The organism is Paracoccus alcaliphilus, assembly GCF_028553725.1.
GTDB lineage: Bacteria > Pseudomonadota > Alphaproteobacteria > Rhodobacterales > Rhodobacteraceae > Paracoccus > Paracoccus alcaliphilus.
Genome location: NZ_CP067124.1, coordinates 3,177,176 through 3,200,684 on the forward strand (window position 1 = coordinate 3,177,176; position 23,509 = coordinate 3,200,684).

The 23,509-nt window shown below is 65.5% G+C and carries 21 protein-coding genes and 1 tRNA gene; 12 read left to right on the forward strand and 10 right to left on the reverse strand.

Annotated elements, in window-relative coordinates:
• The first annotated feature begins 54 nt into the window (after positions 1-54).
• The 3 genes from JHW40_RS16475 (at position 55) to JHW40_RS16485 (ending at position 3,379) form a co-directional block, all read left to right on the forward strand.
• A complete protein-coding gene (locus tag JHW40_RS16475; protein WP_090610932.1) occupies positions 55-1,923 on the forward strand; it encodes an extracellular solute-binding protein in 1,869 nt (622 codons plus the stop codon).
• Positions 1,924-2,050: 127 nt separating this feature from the next.
• Positions 2,051-2,392: a hypothetical protein gene (locus JHW40_RS16480; protein ID WP_090610933.1), complete on the forward strand. Its 342-nt coding sequence runs from the start codon at positions 2,051-2,053 to the stop codon at positions 2,390-2,392.
• A gap of 99 nt (positions 2,393-2,491) precedes the next feature.
• The gene (locus tag JHW40_RS16485; RefSeq protein WP_090610934.1) at positions 2,492-3,379 is read left to right on the forward strand and encodes a cation diffusion facilitator family transporter; all 888 of its coding nucleotides are present in this window, start codon (positions 2,492-2,494) and stop codon (positions 3,377-3,379) included.
• Positions 3,380-3,388: 9 nt separating this feature from the next.
• On the opposite strand, the gene xth is transcribed toward JHW40_RS16485, so the two are convergent.
• Positions 3,389-4,174 (reverse strand): exodeoxyribonuclease III, encoded by a 786-nt coding sequence (gene xth, locus JHW40_RS16490; protein ID WP_090610935.1) that lies wholly within the window; start codon positions 4,172-4,174, stop codon positions 3,389-3,391.
• A gap of 63 nt (positions 4,175-4,237) precedes the next feature.
• Positions 4,238-4,561, reverse strand: a complete 324-nt coding sequence (locus tag JHW40_RS16495) for a HesB/IscA family protein (protein WP_090610936.1) — start codon at positions 4,559-4,561, stop codon at positions 4,238-4,240.
• A 70-nt stretch (positions 4,562-4,631) separates the two neighbouring features.
• Here JHW40_RS16495 and JHW40_RS16500 point away from each other — a divergent pair, with 70 nt between their 5' ends.
• Positions 4,632-5,828 (forward strand): deoxyguanosinetriphosphate triphosphohydrolase, encoded by a 1,197-nt coding sequence (locus tag JHW40_RS16500; RefSeq protein ID WP_090610937.1) that lies wholly within the window; start codon positions 4,632-4,634, stop codon positions 5,826-5,828.
• An 87-nt stretch (positions 5,829-5,915) separates the two neighbouring features.
• Positions 5,916-6,410, forward strand: a complete 495-nt coding sequence (locus JHW40_RS16505; RefSeq protein WP_090610938.1) for a superoxide dismutase family protein — start codon at positions 5,916-5,918, stop codon at positions 6,408-6,410.
• A gap of 35 nt (positions 6,411-6,445) precedes the next feature.
• Here the strand turns inward: JHW40_RS16505 and JHW40_RS16510 are convergent, their stop codons facing one another.
• Complete coding sequence (locus JHW40_RS16510; protein ID WP_090610939.1) at positions 6,446-7,873, reverse strand: mannose-1-phosphate guanylyltransferase/mannose-6-phosphate isomerase; 1,428 nt, start codon at positions 7,871-7,873, stop codon at positions 6,446-6,448.
• Positions 7,874-8,030: 157 nt separating this feature from the next.
• On the opposite strand from JHW40_RS16510, the gene JHW40_RS16515 reads away from it, so the two are divergent.
• Positions 8,031-8,453, forward strand: a complete 423-nt coding sequence (locus JHW40_RS16515) for an OsmC family protein (protein ID WP_170851761.1) — start codon at positions 8,031-8,033, stop codon at positions 8,451-8,453.
• Positions 8,453-9,307: a transglutaminase-like domain-containing protein gene (locus JHW40_RS16520; protein ID WP_090610940.1), complete on the forward strand. Its 855-nt coding sequence runs from the start codon at positions 8,453-8,455 to the stop codon at positions 9,305-9,307. Before JHW40_RS16515 ends, JHW40_RS16520 begins: the two co-directional genes overlap by 1 nt.
• A gap of 6 nt (positions 9,308-9,313) precedes the next feature.
• On the opposite strand, the gene JHW40_RS16525 is transcribed toward JHW40_RS16520, so the two are convergent.
• The gene (locus tag JHW40_RS16525; RefSeq protein ID WP_090610941.1) at positions 9,314-10,909 is read right to left on the reverse strand and encodes a peptide chain release factor 3; all 1,596 of its coding nucleotides are present in this window, start codon (positions 10,907-10,909) and stop codon (positions 9,314-9,316) included.
• Positions 10,910-11,184: 275 nt separating this feature from the next.
• Here JHW40_RS16525 and JHW40_RS16530 point away from each other — a divergent pair, with 275 nt between their 5' ends.
• Complete coding sequence (locus tag JHW40_RS16530; protein ID WP_139208115.1) at positions 11,185-12,645, forward strand: hypothetical protein; 1,461 nt, start codon at positions 11,185-11,187, stop codon at positions 12,643-12,645.
• A 9-nt stretch (positions 12,646-12,654) separates the two neighbouring features.
• On the opposite strand, the gene JHW40_RS16535 is transcribed toward JHW40_RS16530, so the two are convergent.
• Entirely contained in the window at positions 12,655-14,325 is a 1,671-nt protein-coding gene (locus JHW40_RS16535) for a formate--tetrahydrofolate ligase (protein ID WP_090610943.1), read from the reverse strand.
• Positions 14,326-14,421: 96 nt separating this feature from the next.
• Positions 14,422-15,009: a uracil-DNA glycosylase family protein gene (locus JHW40_RS16540; protein ID WP_090610944.1), complete on the reverse strand. Its 588-nt coding sequence runs from the start codon at positions 15,007-15,009 to the stop codon at positions 14,422-14,424.
• Between the two features lie 175 nt (positions 15,010-15,184).
• On the opposite strand from JHW40_RS16540, the gene JHW40_RS16545 reads away from it, so the two are divergent.
• From JHW40_RS16545 to kdsA, 3 genes are read left to right on the forward strand one after another with little or no spacing between them, the layout of a single operon-like run.
• Positions 15,185-15,838, forward strand: a complete 654-nt coding sequence (locus JHW40_RS16545; RefSeq protein ID WP_090610945.1) for an ABC transporter ATP-binding protein — start codon at positions 15,185-15,187, stop codon at positions 15,836-15,838.
• On the forward strand, positions 15,822-17,639 hold the full coding sequence (locus JHW40_RS16550) for a capsule biosynthesis protein (RefSeq protein WP_211657242.1): 1,818 nt from the start codon (positions 15,822-15,824) through the stop codon (positions 17,637-17,639). Before JHW40_RS16545 ends, JHW40_RS16550 begins: the two co-directional genes overlap by 17 nt.
• Entirely contained in the window at positions 17,636-18,475 is an 840-nt protein-coding gene (gene kdsA, locus JHW40_RS16555; protein ID WP_090610946.1) for a 3-deoxy-8-phosphooctulonate synthase, read from the forward strand. Before JHW40_RS16550 ends, kdsA begins: the two co-directional genes overlap by 4 nt.
• Here the strand turns inward: kdsA and JHW40_RS16560 are convergent.
• The gene (locus JHW40_RS16560; RefSeq protein ID WP_090610947.1) at positions 18,472-19,653 is read right to left on the reverse strand and encodes a BaiN/RdsA family NAD(P)/FAD-dependent oxidoreductase; all 1,182 of its coding nucleotides are present in this window, start codon (positions 19,651-19,653) and stop codon (positions 18,472-18,474) included. The two genes, kdsA and JHW40_RS16560, sit on opposite strands and share 4 nt — an antisense overlap.
• A gap of 93 nt (positions 19,654-19,746) precedes the next feature.
• Between JHW40_RS16560 and JHW40_RS16565 the strand changes: the two genes are divergently transcribed.
• Positions 19,747-19,821: transfer RNA gene (locus JHW40_RS16565), tRNA-Gln, on the forward strand.
• A gap of 86 nt (positions 19,822-19,907) precedes the next feature.
• On the opposite strand, the gene JHW40_RS16570 is transcribed toward JHW40_RS16565, so the two are convergent.
• The 3 genes from JHW40_RS16570 to JHW40_RS16580 are packed head-to-tail and all read right to left on the reverse strand — an operon-like array spanning position 19,908 to position 23,505.
• Positions 19,908-21,350: an FGGY-family carbohydrate kinase gene (locus JHW40_RS16570; protein ID WP_090610948.1), complete on the reverse strand. Its 1,443-nt coding sequence runs from the start codon at positions 21,348-21,350 to the stop codon at positions 19,908-19,910.
• A gap of 16 nt (positions 21,351-21,366) precedes the next feature.
• Positions 21,367-22,032 (reverse strand): HAD family hydrolase, encoded by a 666-nt coding sequence (locus JHW40_RS16575; RefSeq protein WP_090610949.1) that lies wholly within the window; start codon positions 22,030-22,032, stop codon positions 21,367-21,369.
• A gap of 9 nt (positions 22,033-22,041) precedes the next feature.
• On the reverse strand, positions 22,042-23,505 hold the full coding sequence (locus JHW40_RS16580; RefSeq protein WP_090610950.1) for a mannitol dehydrogenase family protein: 1,464 nt from the start codon (positions 23,503-23,505) through the stop codon (positions 22,042-22,044).
• Positions 23,506-23,509 lie beyond the last annotated feature (4 nt).

The following is a 23,509-nucleotide window of genomic DNA, read 5'->3' on the forward strand; positions in this document are numbered from 1 at the left end:
GCGACTCAGCTTGTTGAAATCGCGGCGAAATGAAGAACAACGAGGCAGCAGGCAATGCGAATCTTCAAAATCCCTAACAAATGCGCGATCTGGCGGGGATTTTCCCGGGTGGCTGCCGTCGTTTTCACTGTTGCAGCAATGCCGCTGGCAACCCTCGCCGAGCCGGCCCATGGCATTGCTATGTATGGAGAACCTGCCCTGCCCGAAGGCTTCGAATCGCTGCCTTACGCGAATCCGCAGGCACCGAAGGGCGGGACGATTCGCCTCGCGGAATCGGGGGTTTTCGACTCGCTGAAGCCCTGGGTGCTGAAGGGAAACCCGGTCTGGCCGATTCTTTTTCAGCCCGGGCTGGTGACCGAGTCGCTGATGTATCGCTCATTGGATGAGCCGTTCACTCTTTATGGTCTGCTGGCCGAAACCGTCGAGACCGATGCCGAGCGCCGCTGGGTCGAGTTCACCCTGCGCCCCGAGGCGCGGTTTTCCGATGGCAGCCCGGTCACGGTCGAGGACGTGATCTGGTCATACGAGACGCTGGGGACGCAGGGGCATCCGCGCTATCACGGCGCATGGTCCAAGGTGGAGCGGATCGAGCAGACCGCAAAGCGCAGCGTCCGGCTGACCTTCAACACTCTTGACCGGGAACTGGTGATGCTGATGGGGATGCGCCCGATCCTGCAAAAGGCGCAATGGGAGGGCAAGGATTTCACCCAGTCCGGGCTGGAGGTACCGATCGGCACTGGCCCCTATGTCATCGACCGGGTGGATACCGGCCGCTCGATCAGCTTTCGCCGCAATCCCGAATATTGGGGCAAGGATCTGGCGGTCAGTCGCGGGCTGCATAATTTCGACGTGATCCGCTTTGACTATTTCGGCGATTCAAATGCCATGTTCGAGGCATTCAAGGCCGGTGAGATCGACGTCTGGCGCGAATTGTCGCCGCTGAAATGGGAAACCGAGTTCAATTTTCCGCGCGCAACCAGTGGCGCGGTGGTCCAGTCGGAGATTCCCAACCAGCGGCCATCGGGAATCGTCGGGCTGGTGATGAACACCCGCAACCCGCTGTTCTCGGATTGGCGGGTTCGGCAGGCGATGATCGAGGCGTTCAATTTCCAGTTCATAAACAATACATTGAACGGTGGCGCCGATCCTCGGATCACCTCATACTTCTCGAATTCCGAGCTGGGAATGCAGCCCGGACCGGCTGAAGGACGCGAGCGGGAACTGCTGGAACCCTTCGCCAGCGACCTGCCGCCGGGCACGCTGGAAGGCTATGCCCTGCCCGAGGGCAGCGACCGGGCGCTGGACCGCGCCGGGCTGCGCCGCGCGCTCGATCTGCTGGAGCAGGCTGGCTGGACGGTGCAGGACGGGCGGCTGGCCGATGCCGATGGCCGCCCCTTCGCATTCGAGATCATGCTGAACCAGTCCGGCTCGGCCATGCGCACCGCGTCCGAGACGCAGCAGATCGTCGATATCTTCGATCAGGCCCTGAAACGGCTGGGTATCGCCGCCCGTATCACCCGGCTGGACGCCGCGCAATTCATTGAAAGAACGAATAATTTCCAGTTCGACATGACATGGTATGAACGCGGATTGTCGCTGTCGCCGGGCAATGAGCAACTGCTCTATTGGGGCGCGGACGGTGTCGATCAGCCGGGCAGCAGAAACTGGATGGGAATGAACAGCCCCGCCGCCGAGGCGATGATCGAGGCGATGCTGAACACCGATGACGATCAGGATTTCGCGGCGGCGGTGCGGGCGCTGGACCGGGTGCTGACGGCCGGGCGCTATGTGATCCCGGTCAGCTTCTCTGCAAACTCGCGTCTGGCCCATTCGTCGCGCCTGCATTATCCTGATCGCAAAACACTGTATGGCGACTGGCCGGGATTCATGCCCGAGACCTGGTGGCAGGAGGCAGAAAAATGAGAGCAGCAGTCTGGGTTATCCTGGCATGCGCAACGCTTGCCGGATGCAACACGATCGCCGGGGTCGGCGAGGATATCACTGGCGTCGCGACATGGACGCAAGGCAGCATCGGCGGAAGAGGCTATTGATGAAGTGGCACCACGTTCAGGCAAACTGGCCCGCCTTCTATGAGGCCATCGTCGAAAAATGGCCCGAGGCCGATGATGCCGATCTTGATGAGATCGACGGCGATCAGCGCGCCTTCGTCGCCTATCTGAGCGAGGCGACCGGACAAGAGCCCGAGGAAATCCGCGAGGAAATCCGCGAATGGCTGCGCGGAGAGATCCCCTCGGACGTGGTGATGGACCCGGTCCATGACAATCACTCGATCGCGCTGTCGTCGAAATACGTCCCCGAGGGCGAGGACGAATATGCCGACGACGCCCGTTTCGGCGACGATGGCGATGACGACGACAAGGACGATGACTGACCCCCGCCCACAAATCGGCAGATCGCAGCGCCCGGCCCCGTTCAGCCGGGCGTTTGCATCTTGCGGCCCCTGATCCCTTCCTCCAAGGACCCCTGCCCCATGTCTCCGACCGTCCGCATTGCCATCGGCAGCATCTTCATCGGGATTCTGGTCCTGGGGCTGAAGGGGCTGGCCTGGTGGCTGACGGGTTCGGTCGCGCTGTTGTCGGATGCGCTGGAAAGCACGGTGAACGTGGCCACGGCCATCGCCGCGCTGGTCGCCATCCGGGTGGCCGCCAAGCCCGCCGACCGCGGCCATCCTTACGGCCATCACAAGGCCGAATTCTTCAGCGCCGTGCTGGAGGGGGTGATGATCATCATCGCCGCCCTGCTGATCATGCGCGAGGCATGGCACGGGCTGGTGGCGCCGCAGGTGATCGAGGCGCCGGTGCTGGGCCTGCTGATCAATGGCGGCGCGGGCGCGATCAATGCGGTCTGGGCCAGCGTGCTGATCTCTCGCGGGCGGGCGCTGAAATCGCCGGCGCTGACGGCGGACGGGCATCACCTGATGACGGATGTATGGTCCTCGGTCGGGGTGATCGCCGGGGTCATTCTGGCGGTGGTGACGGGCTGGACGATTCTGGACCCGATCCTTGCCGGGCTGGTCGGGCTGAACATCCTGTGGCAGGGCTGGAAGGTGACGGCCAATTCACTCAGCGGATTGATGGACGAGGCGGTCGAGGACGGCACCCTGCAACGCATCCGCGACATCATCACGGATCGCGGCACCGGCGCGATACAGGCCCACGACCTGCGCACCCGTCATGCCGGGGCGGTGACCTTCATCGACTTCCATCTGGTGGTGGACGGCCAGACCACCGTGGACGACGCCCACGAGATCTGCGACCGGATCGAGCAATCGCTGAAGGCGATCCTGCCCGAAGCCCAGATCACCATCCATGTCGAGCCTGAACACATGGCCAAGCATTCCGGCATTCTGGTGCTCTAGCCAGCCCGTTCAGGCATCCAGCCGCACCCAGACCGGGACGTGATCGCTGGGTTTCTCGCCCGCGCGGGCTTCCTTGTCGATCTCGGATTCCACCAGCAGGTCGGCGGCCTGCGGCGACAGCAGCAGATGGTCGATGCGGATGCCGTCGTCACGCTTCCACGCGCCGCCCTGATAATCCCAGAAGGTGAACGGCCCGCGCGTCGCATAGGGGTCGTGCAGGCGGATCGCGTCGGACCAGCCCTGATGCAGGATGCGGCGGAACGCAGCGCGGCTTTCGGGCAGAAACAGCGCATCCTCGACCCAGTTCGCCGGATTGGCCGCGTCGCGCGGCTGCGGGATGATGTTGTAATCGCCCAGCATGACCACCGGCATCTCGCTGGCCAGCAGTTCAGCGGCGCGCAGGCGCAACCGCTCCATCCATGACAACTTGTAATCGTACTTTGGCCCCGGCGCCGGGTTGCCGTTGGGCAGGTAAAGCCCCGCGATCCGCACCGCGCGCGACCCGATCACCGTCGCCTCGATATAGCGGGCCTGTTCGTCGGCATCGTCGCCCGGCAGACCGCGCGTCACATCCTCCAGCGGCAGACGCGACAGGATGGCCACGCCGTTGAAGCCCTTCTGGCCGTGAGTCTCGACCGTCCAGCCCAGATCCTCAAGGTATTCGCGGGGAAAGCCCTCATCGACGGATTTGATCTCTTGCAGGACCACGACATCGGCATTCGCACCTGCCAGCCAGTCGCTCAGCGCCGCGATCCGGGCCTTGACGCCATTGATGTTGAATGTCGCGATCTTCATGCCCGCCCCTTTGCCTGACCCTGCCAGCCATAGGGGATTTTCACGTTCAAGACCAGCCGGGCATCACATCGAGAAAGAGGTTCCGCAGCCGCAGCTGGAGCTGGCATTGGGGTTGTCGATCACGAAACGCGCGCCGATCAGTTCGTCGGTGAAATCGATCACCGCGCCCGCCAGATAGGGCAGCGAGACCGGATCGACCACGACCCGCTGACCGGCGCTTTCCAGCACCAGATCGTCATCCTCGGCCTGATCCAGCCGGATTTCATACTGGAAACCCGAACAGCCGCCACCCGACACCGCCACACGCAGCGGGCGGGTATCGGACCCGTCATTGATCTCGGCCAGGCGCGCGAAGGCGCGTTCGGTCACTTTCGGAGGCAAGTTCATGGGGTGTTCCCGTTTTCGTCCGCGTATCCCGAATATAGGTTGCCTGCGCAGCCGTCGCAAGGAACCCCAGATGACCGCGCCCTATGCCTGCCAGCCCGAACTCAGCCGGGGACGCCTGTCCTCCGAGCAATTGTCCACCTTTCGCAGCCCGTGGCAGCGCGACCGCGACCGGATCATCCATTCCAGCGCCTTCCGGCGGCTGAAGCACAAGACGCAGGTCTTTGTCGAACATGATGGAGAGGCCTATCGCGGCGATTATTACCGCACCCGTCTGACCCACACGATCGAGGTGGCGCAGGTCGCCCGCACCATCGCAGGCGCCCTGGACCTGAACACCGATCTGGCCGAGGCCGTGGCGCTGGCCCATGATCTTGGCCACCCGCCCTTCGGCCATACCGGAGAGGACGCGCTGGCAGCCCTGATGGAACCCTATGGCGGTTTCGACCACAACGCGCAGGCGCTGCGCATCGTGACCCGGCTGGAACGCCATTACGCCGATTTCGACGGGCTGAACCTGACATGGGAAACGCTGGAAGGCATCGCCAAGCATAATGGCAGGGTGCTGGAGCGTGACGCGATGGGCGACCCGGTGCCCGCCCCCCTGCCCTATGCGCTGGCCGAGGTGAACGGGCTGTGGAATCTGGAACTGCACACCAATGCCAGCGCCGAGGCGCAGGTGGCGGCGGTGGCCGACGACGTGGCCTATAACCACCACGATCTGCATGACGGGCTGCGCGCCGAACTGTTCACCGAAGAGGAACTGGCCGAACTGCCGGTGATCGGTCCCGCCTTCGCCGAGGTGGACCGGCTGCATCCCGGTCTGGACCGGATGCGCCGCCGCCACGAGGCGCTGCGCCGCGTCTTTGGCGTCATGGTCGAGGATGTGATCGCCGTCGCCCAGAACCGACTGACCGGGTTGCAGCCGCAATCCGTGGACGAGATCCGCGACATGGACGGCCCGATCATCCGCTTCTCGAAACCGCTGTATCAGAACATCAAGGCGATCAAGTCCTTCCTGTTCACGCGGATGTATCGCGCGCCCTCGGTCGTGGTCGAACGGCGCAGCGTCACGGCGATGCTGAACCGGATGTTCCCGCTTTACCTGAACGCGCCGGCCAATATGCCCGACCAGTGGCGCGCCACCGCCGAGGCCGCCGCGGACGAAACCCAGCGCGCCCGGGTGGTGCTGGACTATGTCGCCGGCATGACCGACCGTTACGCCATCGCCGAACATCAGCGGCTGTTCGGCGATCGGCCCGCCGCGTAAGCTCAGCCCCTTGCGACAGGGTGGAACAAAACCCGGCCCGACCGGTTCTGTTTCCAGTTGTGCGCACAAATCCCGGAGTTGGATCGAATGAACAAATATCTCATCGCATTTTCGCTGGCGCTTGCCCCCGCTTTGGCTTCGGCGCAGGACAGCACCGCCAGTTTTGTCGATACCGAAGGCAGCGAGGTCGGCACCGCGCAGATCCAGCCCACCCCGAACGGCGTTCTGTTCACCGTCGAGGTCACCGGCCTGCCCGCCGAGCAATGGGTGGGGTTCCATATCCACGAAACCGGGGAATGCGACGCCGCAACCCATCACGATTCAGCGGGCGGGCATTTCAACCCCGGCGATGTCGAACATGGCTATCTGTCGGAAACCGGCCCTCATGCCGGTGACATGCCCAATATCTGGGTGGATGCCAGCGGCACGGCTCGGGCTCAGGTGCTGAACACCCTCGTCTCAGCCGAGGGCGACAATGCCATCAGCGGGCGCGCGCTGATGATCCATGCGGGCGCCGACGATTATGCCAGCCAGCCGACCGGCGATGCCGGTGACCGTCTGGCCTGCGCCGTGATCGAATGATGCAATGATCCGGTGCCCCTTCTGCGGGCGCCGGATCAGTCGCGGCTGTCGCGGGCATAGACATCCTCGTATCGGATGATGTCATCCTCGCCCAGATAGGAACCCGTCTGCACCTCGATCAGCACCATCGGCACCTTGCCGGGGTTTTCCATCCGATGCACCGCGCCAAGCGGCACATAGATCGACTGGTTTTCCGTCACCAGCGTCACCGTTTCATCCACCGTCACCCGCGCCGTGCCCGACACCACGATCCAGTGTTCCGAGCGGTGGACATGGCTTTGCAGCGACAGCGCCGCGCCCGGCTTGACCACGATCCGCTTGACCTGAAAGCGGTCGGCCAGCGCCAGCGTCTCGAACCAGCCCCAGGGACGGTGATCGCGGGGAAAGCTTTCGGCCTGCTTGCGGCCCTTCTTCTTCAGCGCGGTGACGGCCTGACGCACCTCTTGCGCGCGGTCCATCCCGGCGACCAGAACCGCATCGCTGGTGGCCACGACCATCATGTCATCCAGCCCGATGCCGACGATCTGCAAATCCTCGCTGTCGGAACGCAGCAGCACATTGCGGCAGTCGATCGCGGTCGAGCGCCCGTCCGCGACGATGCCGGTGGCCTCGTCGCCCAACTGTTCGCGCCAGACGGCATCCCAGCCGCCCAGATCCGACCAGTGATCGGAAAACCGCACCACGGTCAGATTGTCGGCCTTTTCCATCACCGCATAGTCGATGGATTCATTGCCCAGCCCCTCCCACGGGGCGCGGGCCAGACGCAGAAAGCCCAGATCGGTATGGGCGCCGTCGATGGCGGCCTGCACCGGGTCGATATAGGCCGAGGCATGGGCGCGGAACGCCTCGATCATGCTGCGGGCAGAGAACAGGAAGATGCCCGCATTCCACAGGAAATTGCCCTGTTCCAGCATCTGCTGCGCGCGGGTCGCATCGGGCTTTTCGACGAAACGCGCCAGCGGCTGCGGCCCCTCGCCCTGCCCGGCCAGCTCCAGATAGCCATAGCCGGTTTCGGGGCGCGTGGGGGTGATGCCGAAGGTCACGATGCGGCCCTGACGCGCGGGCCCGGCACCCGCCTGAACGGCGCGGGCGAAGGCCGCCGCATCGGGGATCACATGATCCGAGGGCGCAACCAGCAGCAGCCGGTCGGGGTCGTCCGCCCCCTCCATCAGCGCGGCGGCCAGAATGGCGGGGGCGGTATTGCGCCCCAGAGGCTCGATCACGATGGCCTGCGGGGTGATGCCGATCTGGTCCAGCTGCTCGGCCACGATGAAACGGAAATCGGCATTGGTCATCACCACCGGATCGCCGAAACCCTCGCCCGACAGCCGCCGGGCCGAGGCCTGAAACAGCGTCTCTTCGCCCACAAGCTGCGCGAATTGCTTGGGAAAGCTTTTGCGCGAGACCGGCCACAGCCGGGTGCCCGAACCGCCCGCCATCAGCACCGGAGTGATTTTCGTCATGTCGCCTCTCCAAACGCCCGTCCCTGAAGCGATAGCCCAAGCGCGGGTCCGGGCCAAGCGGTGACAGGGCGCGGAATTGATAAAGCGCAAGGACAGTGAACCCCCGGCCCCTTCGCCGCGTTGGGCCAGCGAACATCTGGATCAGGAGGATGGCACGATGATTACCCGTGAAGGTTCGGCGCATTGGGAAGGCGGGCTGAAGGATGGCGAGGGCCGGGTTTCGACCCAATCCGGCGCCCTGACCGATCAGCCCTATGGATTCCGCAACAGGTTCGAGGATGCCCCCGGCACCAATCCCGAGGAACTGATCGGCGCGGCCCATGCCGCCTGCTTTTCCATGGCCCTGTCGATGATGCTGGAACAGGCCGGGATCACCGGCACCGTGGTCGATACCCGCTCGGCCATCTCGATGGACAAGGACGGCGACGGTTTCACCATCACCAGGGCGCATCTGACCACCACGATCCGCGGCGATGGCGACCGCGCGCAGATCGAGGAACTGGCGCAGAAGGCCAAGGACGGCTGCCCGGTCTCGAAGCTTCTGAATGCGGAAGTGACCATGGATGCGACCGTCGGCTGATGCTGATCCGCATCGGGCACGAATTCATCATCGAGGCGGAACAGCCGACCCTGCTGGTCTGCCTCGTCACCCCTCATATCGCCCGGCACAATGATTTCACCGGGCCAGAGATTGTCGAGACCACGCCGCAAGTGCCGGTCTACAGCTGGTTCGACGGGTTCGGGAACATCTGCCGCCGCATGATGGCCCCGGCGGGGCGGTTCGTTCTGCGCGGCGATGTCACGCTAAGCGATGACGGCCTGCCCGACCCGATGGATGAAAGCGCCACCGAATGGCCGGTCGAGGCGCTGCCGGATGCGGTGCTGCCCTTTCTCAGCGGTTCGCGCTATGTCGAGACGGACCTGCTCAGCCAGCAGGCATGGGACCTGTTCGGCAACACTCCGCCCGGCTGGGGCCGGGTGCAGCGGGTGGTCGATCACGTCCACAACCACATCCGTTTCGACTACCAGCAGGCCTGCGCGACCCGCACCGCCCAGGGGGCCAATCGCGAAGCCGTCGGCGTCTGCCGCGATTTCGCCCATCTGGCGCTGGGGTTCCTCAGGGCGCTGAATATCCCGGCGCGCTATGTCAACGGCTATGTCGGCGATATCGGCGTGCCGGCCGTGCCCGATCCGATGGATTTCGCGGCATGGATCGAGGTGTTCATCGGCGGGCGCTGGTTCACCTTCGATCCGCGCAACAATCAGCGCCGGATCGGCCGGGTCGTGGTGGCGCGTGGGCGCGATGCGGTCGATGTGCCGCTGCTGAACAGCTTTGGCCCGCACCGGCTGGACAGCTTTACCGTCTGGTGCCACCCCGTCGATGCGCAGGGAAACGAGCTGGACGGGATGCAGTTCGCCCCGGATGCCGCCTGACGGCTGTCAGACCATCATTTCCTTGGTGGCGGTCAGTTTCAGGTCGGGGTGGTCGCGCTCGATCCGGTCGATGTCCCATTGCAGGCGGGTCAGATAGACCAGATCGCCGTCATGGTCCTGCGCCAGATGGCCCTTGTTGGTCTCGGCAAAGGCATCCACCTTGTCCTTCGGCCCCGCCACCCAGCGGGCGCTGGTGAACTGAGAGCCCTCGAACCGCACCGGGATGCCGTATTCCAGCCCGATCCGGCTGGCCAGCACCTCGAATTGCAGCGCGCCGACGACGCCGACGATAAAGCCCGAACCGATCATCGGCTTGAACACCTTGGCCGCGCCTTCCTCGGCGAATTGCATCAGCGCCTTTTCCAGATGCTTGGCCTTCATCGGATCGGTGGCCCGCACCGTCTGCAACAGTTCCGGCGCGAAAGAGGGGATGCCGGTAAAGCGCAGCCCCTCGCCCTCGGTCAGCGCGTCACCGATGCGCAACTGGCCGTGGTTCGGAATGCCGATGATGTCGCCCGCCCATGCTTCCTCGGCCAGTTCGCGGTCGGCGGCCAGAAACAGCACCGGGTTGGTCACCGCCATCGGTTTTTTACTGCGCACATGGGTCAGCTTCATGCCGCGCGCGAAATGGCCGCTGGCAAGGCGCACGAAGGCCACCCGGTCGCGGTGCTTGGGGTCCATGTTCGCCTGCACCTTGAAGACGAAGCCGGTGACGGGCTTTTCCTCGGGCGCGATCTGCCGGGAGGCGGCCATCTGCGGCTGCGGCATGGGGCCGTATTCGCTGATCCCGCCCATCAATTCGCGCACGCCAAAGCTGTTGATGGCGCTGCCGAACCAGATCGGGGTCATATGCCCTTCCAGAAAGGAATTGCGGTCGAAGGCGGGCAGCAATTCGCGCGCCATCTCGACCTCTTCGCGCAGCTTCGCCAGCAGGTCGGCGGGCAGATGTTCGGCCAGTTTCGGATCGTCCAGCCCCGAGATGCTGACCGTCTGGGCCACCTTGTTGCGGTCGGCGCGGTCCATCAGTTCCAGCCGGTCATGCAGCATGTCATAGCAGCCGATGAATTCACGGCCCGACCCGATCGGCCAGCTGGCAGGCGCCACGTCGATGGCAAGGTTTTCCTGAATTTCGTCGATGATCTCGAAGGTGTCGCGGGCCTCGCGGTCCATCTTGTTGCAGAAGGTCAGGATCGGCAGATCGCGCAGCCGGCAGACCTCGAACAGTTTGCGGGTCTGCGATTCGACGCCCTTGGCCCCGTCGATCACCATGATCGCGGCATCGACGGCGGTCAGCGTGCGATAGGTGTCTTCGGAAAAATCGCTGTGGCCCGGCGTGTCCACCAGATTGAAGCGATATTCCCCGAAATCGAAGCTCATGGCCGAGGCCGAAACCGAAATGCCCCGGTCCTGCTCCATCTTCATGAAGTCGGAACGGGTGCGCCGCGCCTCGCCCTTGGCGCGGACCTGACCGGCCATCTGGATGGCGCCGCCATACAGCAGGAACTTTTCGGTCAGCGTGGTCTTGCCCGCGTCGGGATGCGCGATGATCGCGAAGGTCCGGCGGCGGGCGATTTCGGGGGGCAGATCGGGGCGGTTTTCCATGAGCCGCCATGTAGCGCGGCCCGCGTCGGGGCGCAATCACCGGCGGATGATTCGCGTGGGCCACCCGTCACAGCCGCGTCTGCGGCGGGCCCGAACCCACAACTTCAGGTGATTGACGCTGGTTTATTATAATGGAAGGCTTTTTGCGGCTGCATTATCTCTGTTTTTCGCGGTCCCGTTGACATAGGATGGCAGGAATAAACCGGGCAGAAACTGCTTTGAATTGCACAACGTGAAGAACGGCCATGGTTTTTGATGCGCCCTATGATCATTTGTTGCGCCTGCTTTCCAACCGCACAATCGCGTGGTTGCGCGACCAGATCAGAACATTGCCCGCGCGCCTGTCGCCCGAGGATGAACTGACTCCGGTTCTGGCGCTGGCGGCGCGGATGGCCCCGGTCCTGTCGGGCTGGCGCGGCGCACCCTCGCCGCTGGAAAGCATCACGGCCGAGCGGTTCGATGCGACGCTGACCGGTCGCATCACCACCCTGGTGTGGCGCGGCGGCATGGACCCCGACCGCGTGGCGCCGCTGCTGGCGGCGGGGCGGCATGTGAAGGATCAGCCGCTGTGGCAATTGTCGCGCCAGCATCTGGCGCTGCATCCGCCACGCGATCTGGCCGAAAGGCTGGACCTGACCGACGATCCCGACGCCAATCTTGTCGCGGAAACCGAGGCGTTTCTGTGCCGCCCCGTTGCCGCCGATCACCTGACGGAATTGCATGTCGATCTGTTTTACCGGGTCCTGACGCAGCTTTATCATTTCGGGGAATCCCGTCCGCGGACAATCGCGCCAAGGGTATTCGGGCAAGCCTTTGAAAACTGTCTGCGCTTTTCGGAATGGGCGGTCGGGAACAAGAACCTGACCGCGCTGGTGCAGATGATCACCTGCCTGCGGCTGATCGATCCCGACCATGACGTGTCGGCGCTTTTGTCCGAAGTGATCCCTTATCAGCGGCCCGACGGATCGTTTCCGGCGCGGTGCGGCTGGTCGGATCAGCCGCAGGAACTGGCGACGGGAGCAATCCCGACGATCATGGCGATGGTGGCCTTTCATGTGATCAGCCATCGCCGCTGGCACGGGCCACATGCGCCGGACCGCCACGCGCCGCCGATCCATACCTGCCGCGACCAGATCGCCGCGCGGATCGCCGAAAGGCTGGAACAGGCCGGAACGATGCCCCCGTCCGAACGGCTGCTCGTTGCCGCCTCGATCAGCCGCGCGACGGGCCGGAACGGCTTTCTGCTGCTGGAGGGCTTGGGCGGCTATGTCCCGACCCGAGGCGAGGTGCAGGCGCTGGCCGTGCGGCTGGCCGGGTTCCCCATCGCGGCCCAATATGCGCGCCGTACTCTGGCGCTGACCCAGCCATTGCAGGAACTGATCGACGCGCTGCCGCCCGAGGGCGGCCCCCTCTTGGACGCGCTGCGTTGGCTGAGGGCGCCCACCGCCCGGATCGCCAGCCCCTCGCCCGAGGATTTCATCCGCGACTGGGACCACGCGGCCCGCCAGGGGGACGAGCCGGGCTTTCTGCGCCATTGCGAACAGGCCGCGCAATACGGCCTGCACGACAACAGCCCGCATATCCGCGAAATGGCCGTGCATCTGGTTCAGCGCGAACAGCGCGCCTTTCTGGCCCGTCCCCGCGCCGGCCTGCCGGAATTGCTGCGGCGGCTGGACCTGATGGCACTGATGGCGCTGGTGTTCGAGCCCGAGCCGGAGCTGGCCGCCGCCGCCTGACGGACGGTTTCAGAACAGCCCTTCTATCTGCCCCAGATCGTTCAGCCGGATGGTTTCCGCCGCCGGACGGCGCGGCAGGCCGGGCATGGTCATGATCTGTCCGCAGATCACCACCACGAAACCGGCACCCGCCGACAGGCGGACCTCGCGCACCGGGATCACATGACCTTCGGGCGCGCCGCGCAGGTCCGGATCGGTCGAAAAGGAATATTGTGTCTTGGCGATACAGACCGGCAGATGGCCATAGCCGTCACGCTGCCAGCCCTCCAGCTGGGCGCGGATCGCGGGCGACATCTCGACCCCCGCCGCGCGATAGATCCGGGTACAGATCGTTTCGACCTTGTCGATCAGCGGCATCTCGTCGGGATAGAGCATCTGGAAATCGCCCTCCGCGCCCTCGACCATCGCGACGACCTCCTGGGCCAGTTCTTCGGCCCCGGCCCCGCCTTCGGCCCAGTGCCGCGCGACCACCGCCTTGACCCCGAAGCCGGCGCAGTAATCGGTGACGGCGGCGACCTCGGCCTCGCTGTCGCCCGAGAAATGGTTGACGGCGACCACCACCGGCAGACCATAGAGGCGTAGATTCTCGATATGGCGCCCCAGATTGACGCAGCCGCGGGTCAGGGCCTCGACATTCTCGGCCCCCAGATCGGCGCGGGCAACGCCACCGTTCATCTTCAACGCCCTCACTGTCGCCACCAGCACCACCGCCGAAGGCGTCAGCCCGGCGATCCGGCATTTGATGTCCAGAAACTTCTCGGCCCCCAAATCGGCACCGAATCCGGCCTCGGTCACGACGTAATCGGACAGGCGCAGCGCGGTTTGTGTGGCGATGGCGCTGTTGCAGCCATGAGCGATATTGGCGAAGGGGCCGCCATGGACCAGCGCCGGGTTGTGTTCCAGCGTCTGCACCAGATTGGGCTGCAACGCCTCTTTCAGCAGGACGGTCATCGCGCCGTCGGCCCCCAGGTCGCGCGCCGTGACCGGATCGCCCGCTCGGCTATAGCCGATGACGATGCGGCCCAGACGCTGTTCCAGATCGGTCAGATCGCGCGACAGGCACAGGATCGCCATCACCTCGGAGGCGACGGTGATGTCAAAGCCGCTTTGCCGCGCGAAGCCGTTGCCCGCGCCGCCCAGCCCGATGACCATATCGCGCAGCGCCCGGTCGTTCATGTCGATCACCCGCCGCCAGGTGATCCGCCGCGTGTCGATATCCAGCGCGTTGCCCCAGTGGATATGGTTGTCGATCATCGCCGACAGCAGGTTATGGGCCGAAGTGATGGCATGGAAATCGCCGGTGAAATGCAGGTTCATGTCATCCATCGGCACGATCTGCGCCAGGCCGCCGCCCGCCGCGCCGCCCTTCATGCCGAAATTCGGACCCAGACTGGCTTCTCGGATGCAGATGGTGGCGCGCTTGCCGATCCGGTTCAGCGCATCGCCCAGACCGACGGTGGTGGTGGTCTTGCCCTCGCCCGCCGGGGTCGGGTTGATCGCGGTCACCAGAATCAGCCGTCCTTCGGGCCTGCCCGCCAGCGCGGCCACGGATTGATGCGGGATCTTTGCCTTGTCGTGACCATAGGGCAGGATCTCATCGGGTCGCAGCCCCAGTTTGGCGGCGATTTGGGCAATGGGCTGCTTGGCGGCCTCGCGGGCGATCTCGACATCTGATTTCATGGCGGCCTCTGGCTCGGATTGCGTTGTGCAGATGCCTTAACCGATCCTGACCCCCGGAGTCATCAAAACCGGCCTGACTGGTGCAAAGGTCTGGCCCTAATTGCCCCTTTGCAGCAGATTATCCACCGCAAGTCGCAATTCCGGCAGCAAGTCGGCCTGAAACCAAGGGTTCCTGCGCAGCCACGCGGTATTGCGCCACGAGGGGTGCGGCAGCGGAAAGACCTGCGGGGCATGGTCGCGCCAGGCGGCGACGCTGGCGGTCACGTCGCGGCGGCCCAGATGCCAGCGGATCGCATGGCCGCCCACCAGCAGGATCAGCCGCGGCCGCAACTGCCCCATCACCTGATCGCGCCATGTCCGCGCACAGATCGCGGGCGGGGCCAGATCGGCGCCCTTGGCGTCATAGCCGGGAAAGCAGAAGGCCATCGGCACGATGGCGATCCGATCGCGGTCATAGAAGGTGGCCTCGTCCACGCCCATCCACTCTCGCAGCCTGTCGCCCGAACGGTCGGTGAACGGCCTGCCGCTGTGATGCACCCGCATCCCCGGCGCCTGCCCCGACACGAGGATCGGCGCGCCGGAACGGAACCAGACCACCGGGCGCGGCGCATGGGCGGTCGCGGTCAGGGCGAACCGCTCGGCACACAGGCGGCAGGCAGAGATACGGGCGGAAAGCTGGCTCATCCGGTGGCATTTAGTGCAAATGCCGCGCGAATAAAGCACTGCTCGCCAAGGTTTGTTTGGCACCCGGGCTGGAAACTGGACAGGATGCCGCCACCGACCTATGTTCCGCCCGCACAGGTCGGGGAATTCCGGCACGGCAGGCCGGACAGAAACCGACGGATAAAGGCGATCAGCCATGCTGGAATTCGACAATGTCTCGAAATCCTTCTGGACCGGGACTCAGCGCAAGGTGATTCTGGAACGCGCCTCGTTCCGGGTCGAACTGGGCAATTCCATCGGCATCCTGGCCCCCAACGGCACCGGCAAGACCACGCTGATCAACATGATGTGCGGGCTGGAAAAACCCGATGAGGGCACCATCCGCAGCACGTGCAGCGTGTCCTTTCCGCTTGGCTTCATGGGCGGCGTGGTGGCGCGCCACTCGGCCAATGAGAACGCCCGATATATCGCCCGCATCTATGGGCTGGATCCCGACTATGTCGAAGCCTTCTGCCGCTGGCTGACCGATATCGGCGAATATTTCGACATGCCGGTGGGGACCTATTCGGCGGGGATGCGGCAGCGGTTTTCCTTCGCGCTGTTGCTGGCGCTGAAATTCGACATCTATCTGATCGACGAGGGCATGCCGCAGACCACGGATGTCGAATTCAACCGCAAGGCGGGCTCGGTCCTGTATGAGAGGCTGCGCGATTCGACCGTGATCGTGGTGTCGCACCAGCCCTCGACCATCGAGAAGTTCTGCCGGACCGCCGCGATATTGCGCGACGGAAAACTGTATATGTTTGAAACCCTTGAAGAGGCCAAGCAGTATTATGACTTTACCGCCTAAGGCGAGCCGCTTCCACGCCTCTCCGGCCGAAGCCGTCCGTCCGCATACGGGCGCAGATCCGGCAGCAGAGACCCGCCCGCCGGCTGGCGACAAGCCGGATATCCGGGTCGAACTGCACAAGAAGGCCGACCTTCCGCCGCGTTTCGGCGAAGGCCCGATGTCGGGGGCCTCTGCCGCCAGCTCTGACGAACAGCGCAAGGAACGGATAATGCAGACCGAGCCCGTCGATGACGGTTTCGGCGACATGCGTTTTCCGACCGCCGGTCCCGCATCCGAAGGGACCACGCCCGCGAAGGATGGCGGCAAGGCCGATCCCGCCGACGCGGCGGGCGAGGATCTGGAGGCAAAGCTGGCCGCGATCCGGGCCGAAAAGCTGTCGGACCGGCAGTTGCGCATCGCCCGCCGCATCGCCGCGCTGCACCAGATCCCGGTCGAGTCGGACGAAGAGGCCGTGCTGCGCCTGCGCGAACGCGGCATCGACCCGTCGCAGCGCGCCGCGCTGAGCCAGATCCTGTCCAGCGAGGGCAGCCGGTCCCAGGCCAGCCCTTCGGCCAATGCGCCTGCGGTGGTGCCACGCGCGCCTCTACCTGCCTCGCGGCCCAATACCCAGCCCGGCCCCGCCCTGCCCTCGCGCGAGCAACTGACCGAGGACCGGCGCGCGGCGGAAATCCTGCTGATCCAGCGGGACATCGCGCGGCGCAGGCGCAGGCGGCTGGCGATGCTGGCGATGCGGCTGATGCTGTTCGTCATCATTCCGACCTTCATGGCGGGTTGGTATTATTTCCGCGTCGCATCGCCGCTTTATGCCACCCATTCGCAATTCCAGATCCAGATGGCCGACGGCATGTCCGGGTCCAGCATGGGCGGGCTGTTCAGCGCCTCGCAACTGGCCACCAACCCCGATTCCGTCGGTGTGCAAAGCTATCTGACCTCGCGCGATGCGATGCTGCGTCTGGATGGCGAACTGGGCTATCGCCGCGCGTTCCAGGACCCGTCGCTGGACGCGATCAAGCGCCTGCCGGAAAATGCCAGCAACGAAGCCACCTATGAACTGTATCAGAAATCGGTGCGCATCGGCTATGACCCGACCGAGGGCATGATCAACATGGAAGTGATCGCCCCCGACCCGGAACTCAGCCGCGATTTCTCGCTGGCGCTGATCAAATATGCCGAGGGTCAGGTGGACCAGATGACCGCCCGCCTGCGCGACGATCAGATGAAGGGCGCGATCGAGGTCTATGAGGATGCCGAGGCCAAGGTTCTGGCCGCGCAGCAACGGGTGCAGGAATTGCAGCAGAAGCTGGGCGTTCTGGACCCGGTGGCCGAAGGCTCGGTAATCATGAATCAGGTCGCCGAACTGGAAATGCAGCTGGCCACCAAGGAACTGGAACTGGGCCAGCTGCTGGCCAATCCCAGCCCGCAGCAAAGCCGCGTCACCGCCTTGCGCGGCGATATCACCCGGCTTCAGGAAATGATCGCCCGCACCCGGCTGCAACTGACCGAGGGCAATGCGACACGCTCGTCGCTGGCCGCGATCTCGGGCGAGTTGCGCATTGCCGAAAGCGATCTGGCGACCCGGCAGGAATTGCTGGCCGCCGCTGCCGCCCAGATGGAAACCGCGCGGGTCGAGGCCAGCAAGCAGGTCCGCTATCTGTCGCTGTCGGTGGCCCCCGTCGCCCCGGATGAGGCCACCTATCCCAAGGCCGTGCAGAATACGCTGGTGGCGTTTCTGATCTTCTCGGGCATCTATCTCATGCTGTCTCTGACGGCTTCGATCTTGCGGGAACAGGTATCGTCATGACCCATCGCCACATCCCCATCGGCCCGCTGACCTGCGGCAACGACCTGCCGCTGACGGTGATCGCCGGTCCCTGCCAGCTGGAATCGCTGGACCACGCCCTGATGATCGCCGAAGCGATGGCGGCGGCCTGCCGCGATGCGGGCGCGGGCTATGTCTTCAAGGCCAGCTATGACAAGGCCAACCGCACCTCGCTGAAGGGTCGCCGCGGCATCGGCATCGACGAGGGGCTGGAGATTCTGGCCAGGGTCCGCGCCGAGTTGGGCTGTCCGGTGCTGACCGACATTCACGACGCCGAACAGGCCGTTCGCGCCGCCGAAGTGGTGGACGTGATCCAGATCCCCGCCTTTCTGTGCCGCCAGACCGACCTGTTGCTGACGGCGGGCCGGACCGGCGCGGTGGTGAACATCAAGAAAGGCCAGTTCCTTGCCCCGTGGGACATGCCGAATGTCGCCGACAAGGTCGCCTCGACCGGTAATGAGAACATCCTGCTGACGGAGCGCGGCGCCAGCTTTGGCTATAACACGCTGGTGGCCGATATGCGGTCGCTGCCGATCATGGCGCGGACCGGCTTTCCGGTAATCATGGACGCCACCCATTCGGTGCAGCAGCCGGGTGGTCAGGGTGGCTCTTCGGGCGGGCAGCGTGAATTCGCGCCGGTGATGGCCCGGGCCGCCGTCGCTCTGGGCGTGGCGGGCGTGTTCATCGAGACGCATGAGGACCCGGACAATGCGCCCTCGGACGGGCCGAACATGGTGCCGCTGGACCGGATGCCCGCGCTGATCGCCTCGCTGATGCGTTTCGACGCGCTGGCCAAGGCCGAGCCGCTGAAGGTCTAGCCCGCCAGCGCCTTGCCCGCCGCATCACCCGAGGCCCAGGCCCACTGAAAGTTGTAGCCGCCCAGCCAGCCGGTGACATCGACACATTCGCCAATGAAATGCAGCCCCGGCACCGACCGGGCCTGCATCGTCTTTGCATCCAGATCGCGGGTATCGACGCCCCCCAGCGTCACCTCGGCGGTGCGGTACCCCTCGGTCCCGACCGGGCGCAGGGACCAGCGGTTGACCCGTGCCCCCACTGCCTCCAGCACCTTGTTGGGCTGATCCGCCAGCCGCGCCTGCGCCAGCCCCATCCCGGCGGTGATCGCCGCCGCCAACCTTTCGGGCAGGTGCTGCGCCAGCGCCGTCGCCACCGCCACGCGCCCCGCCTGTCCCCGCACCCGTTTCAGTTCCGCCGCCATATCACAGTCGGGTGCCAGATCGACGGTCAGTTCATCCCCCGGCTGCCAGAAGCTGGAAATCTGCAGGATCACCGGCCCACTCAGCCCACGATGGGTGAACAGCAGCGCATCGCGGAAATCGCCGCCGCGATGGCGTATCCGCGCCTCGGTCGAGACCCCGGCCAGCGGCTTGCACAGCGCCAGATCCTGCTCGGCAAAGGTCAGCGGCACCAGCCCCGCCCGCGTCTCGACCAGTCGCAGGCCAAAGCTGCGGGCGATGTCATAGCCGACCCCCGTCGCCCCCATCTTCGGAATGGACTTGCCACCCGTCGCCACCACCACGCGATCCGCCGTCAGCGTCGCATCCGTCAGCGAAACGGCGAAACGGTCGCCCTGATGCCGGACCCCCTGCACAGCCGTTCCCAGCCGCAAATCCGCGCCGCGCATCCGGTTCAGCAGCATGTCGGTGATCTGCGTCGCCTTGCCGTCGCAGAACAGCTGCCCCTGCGTCTTTTCATGCCAGCCGATCCGCGCCTGATCGACCAACGCAACGAAGGCCTCGGGCCGGAACCGGGCCAGCGCCGAGGCCGCAAATCGCGGGCTTTGCGACAGGAACCGATCCGGTACCGTCGCCAGATTGGTGAAGTTGCAGCGCCCGCCGCCCGAGATGCGGATCTTTTCGCCCGGCTTGGCCGCGTGATCTATCACCACGACCCGCCGCCCCTGCGTCAGGGCCGATCCCGCACAAAACAGTCCCGCCGCGCCCGCGCCCAGAATGATCAGATCCACATGTTCCATGCAGGCGCCATAACACGTTCAGCCGCACGGGCAAGTTTCCTCATTTTGGCCCTTGCACCCCCCCCGCAGCTTGGCTAAATACCCCCGCACGGTTGGGGCGTAGCCAAGTGGTAAGGCACCGGTTTTTGGTACCGCGCACCGTAGGTTCGAATCCTACCGCCCCAGCCAGTGGAACCTTCCCTTTCCTCTTTGAACACCCGCCGGAACGCCAGCGCGCAATCTGCCCATAGGGTCAGAAACACCTCCGGACATGGCTACATCGCTGCGATCTCGTCTCGGTGCTGCTGCATGCGCAGGAAAATCCGCCAGTCGCGTTCGCGGCGGGCCACCGATTGCGGATCAGGCGTGGTGATTTGCAGCGGACGGGCGAAACGGTCACGCGCCGCGAGGATCCCGCCCGACAGGGGTGCCGCCGCCGCGATGGCCGAACCGCGCAAAACGGCGTCTTCGGGTTGCCAGTGGATCTCGGCCCCGATGGTATCGGCATAAAGGTGGCGCATCAGCGGCGCGCGGGCCTGCCCGCCCGCCATCGCCAGACGCGGGCTGTCCAGCCCCATATGCCGGATGATCTGGCGCGTTCCCAGCGCAATCGCCACCGCCGCCCGCCAATACAACCGGTCCAGTGCCGCGACATCGCGCTGCAAGGACATGCCGTGGATGACGCCGCGCATCCCCGGATCGGCAAAGGGGGTGCGGTTGCCCTTGAAATCGGGCAGCAGATGCAGCGTCTCATCCACGTCCGGGCGGCGGGCCAGCCGGACAAGGATGGCGTCATGGCTTTCGGTGCCGGGATAAAGCTGCCGGATCGATTCCAGCAGCGCGCCGGTTGCGGACTGGCCGCCCTCGGTCACGCTTTCGCCCGGCAGGATCGCGCCGGGATAGGGGCCCCACAGCCCCTGCCCCGGGCGCACATCGCGCGCCATGATGCAGTTCGAGGTGCCCGCGATCAGCGCCGGCATGTCGCCTGCCGCCCCCAGCGCACCGGCAAAGGCGTCGATCAGCCCCGCCGCCACGACCGTTTCGCGATCCAGCCCCAGTTCCGCCGCGCCGCGTTCGGACAGGCAGCCGATGGCGCTGCCGGGCGCCAGCACCGGACCGGGGCGCGGAAAGCCCGCGATCCCCATCTGATGCAGCAGATCCTCTTGCCAGCCGCCCCGGTCGGGCAGCCAGGCCCATTTCGCCGCCGCCGCGCAAAGCGACCGCGCCTCGATCCCCGTCGCCCGCCAGGCCAGATGGTCGCAAAGATCGCGCACCCCGCGCAACGAAGCCCAGATATCGGGCCGGTTCCGCGCCAGCCAGATCAGCTTGGGCGTCTGCATCTCGGGCGAGACCGAACCACCGGCGCGGGCCACCACTTCGTGCCCGGTGGCGCTGAGTTCCGCCGCCTCGGCAGTGGCGCGATGGTCGTGCCAGGCGATCACATCGGGGGTGAAACCCGGCGCATCGACCACCAGCGAGCAGGTCGCGTCAAAGGCCAGCGCCCGCAATTGCGACGGCGCGGCCCCGGCCAGCCGCCTTGCCTCGGCCAGCGCATCGGCAACGGCCTGCCATATTTCGGCGAAATCATGTCCGGCATGGCCATCCGGCCCCGGAACCAGCGAAAAGCCCCGACTGCTGCGTGCCAGCAGCCGCCCATCATCCGCGAACAGTCCCGCCCGCACGCGGGCCGAGCCGACATCAACGGCGCCAAACAACACGTCGCACCTCGCTGCCTCAGGTCAGTTGCGCCAGAGTGTTGGGCAAATCGTCGGCATGTTCAATCAGCGCGTCGGGTTTCAGCGCCGCCAGACGCTCGGCCAGCCGCGCCCGGCCCGCATGGCTGCCCCCCAGAAAGCCAATGACGCGCATCCCCGCCGCGCGCGCGGCACGGATACCGGCGGGGCTGTCCTCGATGACCACACAATCGGCAGCGGGAACACCGATCCCTTGCGCCGCCAGCAGGAACAGGTCAGGTGCGGGCTTGCCCTGCGCCACCATCGTCGAAGAATAGACGTGATCGCCGAAAAATCCTGCAAGTCCCGTAAGTTGCAGAGACAGTTTCAACCGGTCCGGCGCGCTGGACGAGGCCACGGCGCGGGGCGCGTCCAGCATCTGCAAGGCCCCGGCCATGCCCGGCACCGCGGTCAGGTGGCGGTGAAAACGCTCGGCCAGTCTTGCGGCATAGGCGGGCAGTTCCGGGGTCAGATCGGTGTGATGGTCGCGCGCGGCCATCTTGATCAGCGCATTGACCGAGCGGCCCAGAAAATCGGCATAGATCCGGTCGATCCCGATTGGCAGGCCCAGCCCGTGCAGCATCCCGGCCAGTTCCTCGGCCGCCAGCGGCTCGGAATCGACCAGAACGCCGTCGCAGTCAAAGATCAGACCCTGCCATTTGCCCATCGCAACCGCCTAGTGCCCCAGATAAGCCGCAAGCGTGGCGCTGGTGCCGTCGCGCCACAGCCGCTCCAGCCAGTCGGCGAAGGCGGCGGCAAAGACCGGATCCCGCCCCGTCGCGCCATAGATATCGGACATGGCCAGCCAGGCGGACGGGTCCTGCCGCGCCGCCTGCGCCACCTGCGTCAGCCGGTCCCAGTTGGGATCATTGGCTGCGATCTCGGTGCCCGAATCGCTGACGCCCGCGCAATAGCGGCACCACAGCGCCGATTCCAGCGCCAGCCCGGTGACCGGCAGCCCCCGCGCCAGCCGGTCGGCAATGGTCGGGATGATGAATTTCGGCTGCCGGTTCGAGCCGTCGAGGCACAGCCTGCGCACCGTATCGCCGATCTTGGGATTGGCGCAGCGTTCGGCCACGCGGGCGAAATAGGCGCCCAGATCGGTGCCGGGCACGGGCGGCACGGCGGGGATGATCTCGTCACGCTCGACCTTTTCCAGAAAGCCGCGCACCAGCGGGTTTTCCATCGCCTCATGCACGAAATGGATATCCATCAGCCCGGCCGGATAGGCGATGACGGCATGGCCGCCGTTCAGAATGCGGATCTTCATCATCTCCCACGGGGTCACATCGCTGACGAATTCGACCCCGGCCTGTTCCAGCGGCGGACGACCAGCGGGAAAGTTATCCTCCAGCACCCATTGGGTGAAATCCTCGCAGAAGACCGGGGCTGCGTCGGGGATGCCGAACTCTTCGCGCACCAGCCGCCTTTCGCGATCCGAGGTCGCGGGCGTGATCCGGTCCACCATCGCGTTGGGAAAGGCCACCGCTTCCGCGATCCACCCGGCCAGCGCCGGGTCCGACAGCCGCGCGGTTTCGGTTACGGCCTCTCGCGTGACCGCGCCGTTATGGGGGATGTTGTCGCAGCACATGACGGTAAAGGGGGCGTGCCCCGCCGCGCGACGCGCCTTCAGCCCGGCCACGATCAGCCCGAACACCGTCGCCGGATTGTCGGGATCGCGGCCATCGGCGGCGATGGCGGGATGGGCCGGGTCGAAATGTCCGGTGGTGGCGTCGATGAAATAGCCGCCCTCGGTAATGGTCAGCGCCACGATGCGGATCGCCGGATCGGTCATGGTCGCGATCAGCCGCCGGGTGTCGCCCGGCGCGATATGGTCGATGATCGGCCCCAGCACCCGCGCCTGCGATTGTCCGGCGGATTGCTCGACCAGCGTGTAAAGGTAGTCCTGCGCCGCCAGGGTCTGACGCATGACCTCGTCGCCGGGCATGACGCCGGCGCCGATGATGGCGAAATCCTGCGCCAGCCCCATGTTCATCAGCCGGTCCAGATAGGCCGCCTGATGGGCGCGGAAGAAATTGCCGACACCGAAATGCAGCACGCCCGCGCGCAGCGCCGCCCGGTCATAGCCCGGCCCCTGCTGGCCAAGCTGCCCGACAGTGGCATTCGACAATCCATTCATTCCA

What these genes read in the sequence shown, in the direction of transcription:
- JHW40_RS16475 (WP_090610932.1), top strand. Translation starts at nt 55, where the DNA reads ATGCGAATCTTCAAAATCCCTAACAAATGCGCGATCTGGCGGGGATTT.
- JHW40_RS16480 (WP_090610933.1), top strand. Translation starts at nt 2,051, where the DNA reads ATGAAGTGGCACCACGTTCAGGCAAACTGGCCCGCCTTCTATGAGGCC.
- JHW40_RS16485 (WP_090610934.1), top strand. Translation starts at nt 2,492, where the DNA reads ATGTCTCCGACCGTCCGCATTGCCATCGGCAGCATCTTCATCGGGATT.
- xth (WP_090610935.1), bottom strand. Translation starts at nt 4,174, where the DNA reads ATGAAGATCGCGACATTCAACATCAATGGCGTCAAGGCCCGGATCGCG.
- JHW40_RS16495 (WP_090610936.1), bottom strand. Translation starts at nt 4,561, where the DNA reads ATGAACTTGCCTCCGAAAGTGACCGAACGCGCCTTCGCGCGCCTGGCC.
- JHW40_RS16500 (WP_090610937.1), top strand. Translation starts at nt 4,632, where the DNA reads ATGACCGCGCCCTATGCCTGCCAGCCCGAACTCAGCCGGGGACGCCTG.
- JHW40_RS16505 (WP_090610938.1), top strand. Translation starts at nt 5,916, where the DNA reads ATGAACAAATATCTCATCGCATTTTCGCTGGCGCTTGCCCCCGCTTTG.
- JHW40_RS16510 (WP_090610939.1), bottom strand. Translation starts at nt 7,873, where the DNA reads ATGACGAAAATCACTCCGGTGCTGATGGCGGGCGGTTCGGGCACCCGG.
- JHW40_RS16515 (WP_170851761.1), top strand. Translation starts at nt 8,031, where the DNA reads ATGATTACCCGTGAAGGTTCGGCGCATTGGGAAGGCGGGCTGAAGGAT.
- JHW40_RS16520 (WP_090610940.1), top strand. Translation starts at nt 8,453, where the DNA reads ATGCTGATCCGCATCGGGCACGAATTCATCATCGAGGCGGAACAGCCG.
- JHW40_RS16525 (WP_090610941.1), bottom strand. Translation starts at nt 10,909, where the DNA reads ATGGAAAACCGCCCCGATCTGCCCCCCGAAATCGCCCGCCGCCGGACC.
- JHW40_RS16535 (WP_090610943.1), bottom strand. Translation starts at nt 14,325, where the DNA reads ATGAAATCAGATGTCGAGATCGCCCGCGAGGCCGCCAAGCAGCCCATT.
- JHW40_RS16540 (WP_090610944.1), bottom strand. Translation starts at nt 15,009, where the DNA reads ATGAGCCAGCTTTCCGCCCGTATCTCTGCCTGCCGCCTGTGTGCCGAG.
- JHW40_RS16545 (WP_090610945.1), top strand. Translation starts at nt 15,185, where the DNA reads ATGCTGGAATTCGACAATGTCTCGAAATCCTTCTGGACCGGGACTCAG.
- JHW40_RS16550 (WP_211657242.1), top strand. Translation starts at nt 15,822, where the DNA reads ATGACTTTACCGCCTAAGGCGAGCCGCTTCCACGCCTCTCCGGCCGAA.
- kdsA (WP_090610946.1), top strand. Translation starts at nt 17,636, where the DNA reads ATGACCCATCGCCACATCCCCATCGGCCCGCTGACCTGCGGCAACGAC.
- JHW40_RS16560 (WP_090610947.1), bottom strand. Translation starts at nt 19,653, where the DNA reads ATGGAACATGTGGATCTGATCATTCTGGGCGCGGGCGCGGCGGGACTG.
- JHW40_RS16575 (WP_090610949.1), bottom strand. Translation starts at nt 22,032, where the DNA reads ATGGGCAAATGGCAGGGTCTGATCTTTGACTGCGACGGCGTTCTGGTC.
- JHW40_RS16580 (WP_090610950.1), bottom strand. Translation starts at nt 23,505, where the DNA reads ATGAATGGATTGTCGAATGCCACTGTCGGGCAGCTTGGCCAGCAGGGG.